Annotated in this window: 4 protein-coding genes and 1 pseudogene; 4 read left to right on the plus strand and 1 reads right to left on the minus strand. The window is 65.2% G+C overall.

What is annotated here, in order from left to right:
- The 4 genes and pseudogenes from EN943_RS33210 to EN943_RS33225 all read left to right on the plus strand — a co-directional run.
- Positions 1-1203, plus strand: a 1203-nt coding sequence (locus tag EN943_RS33210) for an FGGY-family carbohydrate kinase (RefSeq protein WP_127416164.1), incomplete at its 5' end; no start/stop codon positions are given.
- Between the two features lie 167 nt (positions 1204-1370).
- Entirely contained in the window at positions 1371-2774 is a 1404-nt protein-coding gene (locus tag EN943_RS33215) for an MATE family efflux transporter (RefSeq protein WP_127416165.1), read from the plus strand.
- Positions 2775-2981: 207 nt separating this feature from the next.
- Positions 2982-3821 (plus strand): hypothetical protein, encoded by an 840-nt coding sequence (locus tag EN943_RS33220; protein ID WP_127416166.1) that lies wholly within the window; start codon positions 2982-2984, stop codon positions 3819-3821.
- A gap of 34 nt (positions 3822-3855) precedes the next feature.
- Positions 3856-4008 (plus strand): annotated as a pseudogene (locus EN943_RS33225) (MATE family efflux transporter); the annotation flags it as partial.
- Positions 4009-4104: 96 nt separating this feature from the next.
- Here EN943_RS33225 and EN943_RS33230 read toward each other — a convergent pair.
- Positions 4105-6796 (minus strand): autotransporter domain-containing protein (locus tag EN943_RS33230; RefSeq protein ID WP_127416167.1); only part of this gene is annotated, 2692 nt, incomplete at its 5' end.

Raw genomic sequence — 6796 nt, forward strand, 5'->3', positions numbered from 1 at the left:
GTGCTCAATTACATCGGCGGCGTCATGTCGCCGGAAATGGCGACGCCGAAGCTGATGTGGCTGAAGCGCAATTTGCCGCAGACGTGGAATGAAGCCGGCTATTTATTCGACCTGACCGATTTCCTGACCTGGCAAGCGACGGGCTCGCTGGCCCGCTCGCAATGCACGCTGACCGCCAAATGGACCTATCTGGCGCATGAGGAGACAGGCTGGCGGCGCGATTTCTTCGAACTCGTCGGCCTCGGCGATCTATTCGAGCACGGCAACCTGCCGGAAAAGGCCAGCCCGGTGGGCACCGATATCGGCCGATTGACGGCGCAAGCGGCGGCCGAGCTTGGCTTGAGCGAAAAATGCCGGGTCGGCGCCGGCGTCATCGATGCCTATGCCGGCGCGCTTGGCGTGCTCGGCGGCTTTGCCGGCGACGAGCAGGATATCGGCCGGCATTTGGCGCTGATCGCCGGCACGTCGAGCTGCGTCATGGCGATGTCGCCGGATCCGCAGCCCTTCGCCGGCGTCTGGGGGCCGTACTACGGCGCGGCGCTGCCCAGGCTATGGCTGTCGGAAGGCGGCCAGTCGGCGACCGGCGCCCTGCTCGACCACATCATCCGCTGGCACGGCGCCGGCGGCGAGCCGGATGCCGCCATGCACGCGAAGATCGCCAGGCGTGTCGCCGAGCTGCGCGCCACCGAGGGCGACAACCTCGCCGCAAGGCTGCATGTGCTGCCCGACTTTCATGGCAACCGCTCACCGCTCGCCGATCCGCATGCCGTCGGCGTCGTCAGCGGGCTGACGCTGGACTCCTCCTTCGACAGTCTGTGCAAGCTTTACTGGCGCACCGCCGTCGGCATCGCGCTCGGCGTGCGCCACGTCCTGGAAGCGCTGAACGAGAACGGCTATCTGATCGACACGCTGCATGTCACCGGCGGTCACACCAAGAACCCGCTGCTGATGGAACTCTATGCCGACGCCACCGGCTGCACGGTGATCGAGCCGCTGGCCGACGAGGCGGTACTGCTCGGCACCGGCATGATCGCCGCCACCGCGGCCGGGCTGTTTCCCGACCTCAACGCGGCCTGTCTTGCCATGCAGCAAGGCGGCCGGACGCGCCCGTCGAACCCGAAATCATCAGGGCGTTTCGAGCGCGACTACAAGGTTTTCCTCGAGATGCACCGCCAGCGGCGGATGCTGGACGCGATCCGCTAGAGCATCGGGGCCGGTCCCTGGCTCAATCCGTTCCCGTCCCTCCTCTCTTGCCTTCATGTCGCATTTCGTCCAGAAGCTGGCGCAAACGCCGCGAAACCGAAGGTTTTGCCGTTTGACATGCGGCTTCCGGCTCTGGCCGACGTGCCGTAGCTGGAAAGAGCGGAACAATGTCTGCGATCGAAGCCGGCGCTCGCGCGCCGGAAAATCTTTGGCGTCAGGAGATCAGGGCGACGCTGGCGCTTGCCTGGCCGATGGTGCTGACCAATCTCGGCCAGACCGCGATGACGGCCACCGACGTCATGATGATGGGTCGTCTGGGCCCGGATACGCTAGCCAGCGGCGCGCTTGGCGCCAACCTTTATTTCATGCCGCTGATTTTCGGCCTCGGCCTGATGCTGGCGACCTCGCCGATGATCGCCACCGAGCTTGGCCGCCGCCGCTATTCCGTGCGCGACCTGCGCCGCACCGTGCGTCAGGGCCTGTGGCTGGCGATCCTGATCTCGATCCCGATCTGGCTCGTGCTTTGGCACGGTGAAGGCATTCTATTGGCCATGGGCCAGGACCCGGTGCTGGCGCATCAGGCCGGCATCTATCTGCGCTGGCTCGAATGGGCGGTGCTGCCGTTCTACGGCTATATCGTGCTGCGCTCGTTCATCTCGGCGCTGGAACGGCCGGGCTGGGCGCTGGTCATCGTCTTCGTCGCCGTCGCCTGCAACGTCTTCTTCAATTGGGTGTTCATGTTCGGCAATCTCGGCGTGCCGGCAATGGGCATTGCCGGGTCAGGCCTTGCCACCTCGCTGTCGAGCACGCTGATGTTCGTCGGCATGGCGGCTGTGGTGATGCTGGAGAAGAAGTTCCGGCGCTACCGGCTATTCGGGCGCTTCTGGCGGTCCGACTGGCCGCGCTTCAAGGGTCTGCTGCGGCTCGGCATGCCGATTGCCGGCATCCTCGCCTTCGAGGTGACGATCTTCAATGCGGCGGCGCTGCTGATGGGCCTGATTGATGCGGATTCGCTGGCCGCGCACGCGATTGCCATCCAGATCGCCTCGATCTCCTTCATGGTGCCGCTCGGCCTCAACCAGGCGGTGACGGTGCGCGTCGGCCTTGCGCACGGCGCCGGTAATCCGGAAGGCGTTTCGCGCGCCGGCTGGACCGCTTTCGTCATCGGCGTCTCGTTCATGGCGCTGATGGGGCTGGTGATGATCCTGTGGCCGCATCCGCTGATCAGCGCCTTCATCGATCTGGGCAACCCGGCCAATGCCAGGGTAATCGAACTTGCCGTGTCGTTCCTGGTCTTCGCGGCGCTGTTCCAGGTCTTCGACGGCGCCCAGGCGGTGGCCGCCGGCATGCTGCGCGGCCTGCACGACACCAAGGTGCCGATGATCTATGCCGCGATCGGCTATTGGGGCGTCGGCCTGCCGCTCGGCGTGCTGCTCGCCTTCCATTTCGGCCTGCATGGCGTCGGTATCTGGATCGGCCTGTCGACGGGGCTGGCCGTGGTAGCCGCGCTGCTGCTGGCGCGCTGGCTGCGGCGCGACCGACTGGCGCCGCCCTTGGCGTTTGGGCCTTGAAGGCAGAACAATCGCCGGTTAGCCGGCGACCGTCTGCCCGACAGCCAGGAGAAAAGAAGCCCTCATACGCATCGGTACCTGCTCGCGTGGGGATGGACGCATTCACTTCGGCGCAATATGGATGGGATGTAGCACGCTGTAGCGCTCATATTTCATCGCGTTCCCTAAGTCAGGTGACGAAGACGTTTGACATCAGGAGAGCTGGCCATGACCGACAACAAGCCGGACGTTACCAAGGATTGGCAGGCAACGCAGGGCCAGAAGTCCTCCGCCACGCGTCTTCGCCTTTTCGCCGCACTCGCGTGGATTGTCGCCATTGGCGGCGAGATCTACGGGATTATTCTGTTTCGCCAGAACAAGTTCGACCACGGAAACCTGCCGCTGCTGATCGGAATTCTGGTCGGAATCGCGATTTTCGCAATCGCGGGCAACTTGCTCTGGAAGGCTGCCAATCGGCACGATCCGGCCCATGCATCCGATCCGGCCAGGTTCTTCTTCCAAAACCAGCTCGGCGCAATCATCACGCTGATCGCCTTCCTCCCGCTGGTTTTCCTGATCCTCACCGACAAGAACATGGATCCGCAGACCAAGAAGGTTGCCGGCGGCCTGGGCGCTGTGCTGGCCTTGCTCGCGACGGTCACGGGGGTCAGCTTCAAACCCCCGTCGGTCGAGCAGTACACCCAGGACATGAACGCGTGCGCGACCCAGATCAAGTCGGGGCAGCCCACCACAGCCTGTTCGCCCGATGTCGCTGCCCAGGCGCAGCAGATCGCCACGGACTCCGCCACGGTGGCCGCGGCAACGAAAGACGCGAGCCACCCCAACGGTCTGGATTTCGTGTATTGGATTGCGCCGGAAAACGGCGCCGCGAAGGCAGCGGAGCCGCATGTTTTCCACCTCTGCGCAGCCGCCAGTCCGCTGAAGGACAAGACCGTCAATAGCGGCTCCGTGACGGAGGCTTACGCTCAGAACGCCGTCCGCATCACGAAGCAGATCGATATGGAACAGAAGCAGTGCGGGTTCACCGCCACAACCAGCACCAACTGAACCCGCCCACGCTTCTCTATCGCACCCGCACCGCATGCTGCGCGGCCTGCACGACACCAAGGTGCGGATGATCCATGCCGCGATCGGCTATTGGCCTGTCGACGGGCTGGCCGTGGTGGCCGCGCTGCTGCTGGCGCGCTGGCTGCGGCGCGACCGACTGGCGCCGCCGCTCGCGTTCGGGCATTGAAACAGGACCTGACAGCGCTGGAGAACTCGCCCTCGAAGCTTGCCGCTGCCGACCTGCCATTGGGCAGAGCGGGCGGGAACGTCCCCGTCCCAAGGCCTAAAACCGCACGCTCAGCGTCCCCCTCACGCTCTGGTCGGTGCGCTTGCTGCTGAACTGTCCGCCATAGCTGATGCCCAGCGCGGTGTTATGCGTGAGCTGGAAATCGAGCCCCGCATCCATCACCGCTGCATCCCGCGCGATCGGCAGGCCGTTTGTGGTGAAGGGGCTGCCTCCGGCGAAGTTGAACGTCGTCGAGGGTTGGACATCGCCGACGGCGTGCTGCCAGCCGATGGCAGCCTTGGCGGTCACCGGAATCGAGCCGACCTCGAAGCTCGTTGCCGCATGCAGGCCGAGCGTCGAAAAGCCGACATTCTGGCTCTGGCTGCGCGCCCACAGCGCCGCATCGCCGCCGGTTTCGCGGAAGTCGTCGACATGCTGGTTGACGAAGGCGAGATTAGCGAAGGGTTCGAGATCCAGCCCGCCCAACTGGAAGCGATAGGCCAGTTCCCCGAAAGCCTGCGCCGTGCCGGCAAGGTAGGAGGCACTGGCGCGGCCGAGGCCGATGCCCGGCACCAGCGGCGCTCGGTCGGTGTCGATGTCATGCAAGCTATAGGCAGCACCGAGCTTGAGCGAGAGGGCATCCCACTGACGCCCACCATAGAGGCCGAGGGTGTAGTCGTTGCTGGTAGCGGACGAGCCACTGCCGCTGAAGTTCGACTGGCTATAGCCGGCCAGGACGCCAGCGCGCCAGTCATCGCCAACGGGTGCATCGAGACCGGTGATGAAGCCGCCGATGCTCCGCGACATCGAGGCGGCGTTGCCGTCCGAGCCGAACTGGCCCCAGGAGCCGAAGCCATGGCCCCAAGCCACGATGCGGTCGGGGTTCACCCAGCAGGCCCCGGTGGTAGCGATGCCGCCGGCATCGGGTTGGTTGGTGTCAGCACCATGGCCGACGCCGCAGAAGGCGTCGGTGAGCCTGTCCAGCGCGGCGTCACGCACGAAGCGGCTGTCCTCGATCATCTGTCCGGCGATGGAGGGATGGATCTCGCCCGAAAGCTGGTCGAAGGCGGCTCTGGCGGCGGCATCGTCGGGCAGGCCCAGCGCCAGTTGCGAGAGCAGTGCGTTGTCCTCCGGCAGCGATTGCAGGCCAGCGGCTGTCGAGGTCTGGTTGTAGGTACCGCCTAGAGAGGTGAAGGAGGTCGTCTGTGCCACCTTCAGGTAGACATGATTGGTATCGTAGACATCGGTCAGGCCCGCGAAGGCCGAGAGCGCGGTGTCGCCGGTGAGGTCGTAGGTTCCCGTCACCCCCTCGCTGGCCGTCAGTACGGTGTATTGCGCGCCCAATTGATAGGGCGTGCCCGGTGTTGTCTTGGTGACGTTGAGCGTGGCGCCCGTGATGTCGGCCGCCTTGGTGGCCACGATGGCGTTGGAGACATTCGAGGCGGGATCCACCACCACTTGGTAGGTCGAGCCAACGTCCTGCGTGAAGCTACCGTTCACCGCGAGCGTACCCACGCCATTCGCGCCCGGTGCGACAGTGCCGCCTGATTTGATGGTGGTGTTACCGACGCTGCCGACGCCCGTGAGCAGGCCGCTATCGTTGACGCTGCCGGTAACGCTGCCGTTCTTGAGCACCAGCGTTCCTGCACTGCCGATCTCGGCATTGCCGGCAAGCGTGCCTTCGTTGTTGACCGTGCCGCCGGTGACGGAGGTCAGACCGCTGACGGTGCCACCCGTCTTGTTGTCGAACGTACCGCCCGTGTTGTCGAGCGACGCGATGATGCCGGCATTGCTGCCGGTGCCAACATTGGTCACTGCTTCCGCCGTGCCGCCGATGAGGTTGTTGAAGGTGCCGCCGACCTGGTTGGCGACCCCGGCCAGGATGCCGCTATTGCCGAGCGAGCCGCCCGAGATGGTGGACAGTCCCTGGATCAATCCCTCATTGGTGACAGCGCCACCGGAGATATCGGCCGTGCCGCTGATGGTGCCACCCGTCTTGTTGTCGAACGTGCCGCCCGTGTTGTCGAGCGACGCAATGGTGCCGGCATTGCTGCCGGTGCCAACATTGGTCACGGCTTCCGCCGTGCCGCCGATGAGGTTGTTGAAGGTGCCGCCGGCCTGGTTGGCGACACCGGCCAGGATGCCGCTATTGCCGAGCGAGCCGCCCGAGATGGTGGACAGTCCCTGGATCGATCCCTCGTTGGTGACGGCGCCACCGGAGATATCGGCCGTGCCGCTAACGATGCCGCCGGCCTTGTTGTCGAACGTGCCGCCCGTGTTGTCTAGCGACGCAATGGTGCCGGCATTGCTGCCGGTGCCAACATTCGTCACGGCATCCGCCGTGCCGCCGGTGAGGTTGTTGAAGGTACCGCCGACCTGGTTGGCGACCCCGGCCAGGATGCCGCTATTGCCGAGCGAGCCGCCCGAGATGGTGGACAGTCCCTGGATCGATCCCTCGTTGGTGACGGCGCCACCGGAGATATCGGCCGTGCCGCTGACGACGCCGCCCGTCTTGTTGTCGAACGTGCCGCCGGTGTTGTCGAGCGACGCGATGTTGCCACTATTGGAACTGGTGCCGGCGTTGGTGACGTTGTGGGCCATGCCCTCATTGACCAGGCTCGCCCCGCTGGCCACGTCGGTGTCGCTGATGATCGAGCCCGTGCCGGCGATGTGCAGCGTGCCGGCGCTTACCGTGGTCGCGCCCGTGTAGGTGCTTGTTCCCGAGAGTACCAGAGTGGCGGTGCCGGCC

It is taken from the genome of Mesorhizobium sp. M7A.F.Ca.US.006.01.1.1, from assembly GCF_003997935.1.
Classification (GTDB): domain Bacteria; phylum Pseudomonadota; class Alphaproteobacteria; order Rhizobiales; family Rhizobiaceae; genus Mesorhizobium.

Coding starts and splice junctions, on each gene's coding strand:
- EN943_RS33215 (WP_127416165.1), top strand. CDS start 1,371: ATGTCTGCGATCGAAGCCGGCGCTCGCGCGCCGGAAAATCTTTGGCGT.
- EN943_RS33220 (WP_127416166.1), top strand. CDS start 2,982: ATGACCGACAACAAGCCGGACGTTACCAAGGATTGGCAGGCAACGCAG.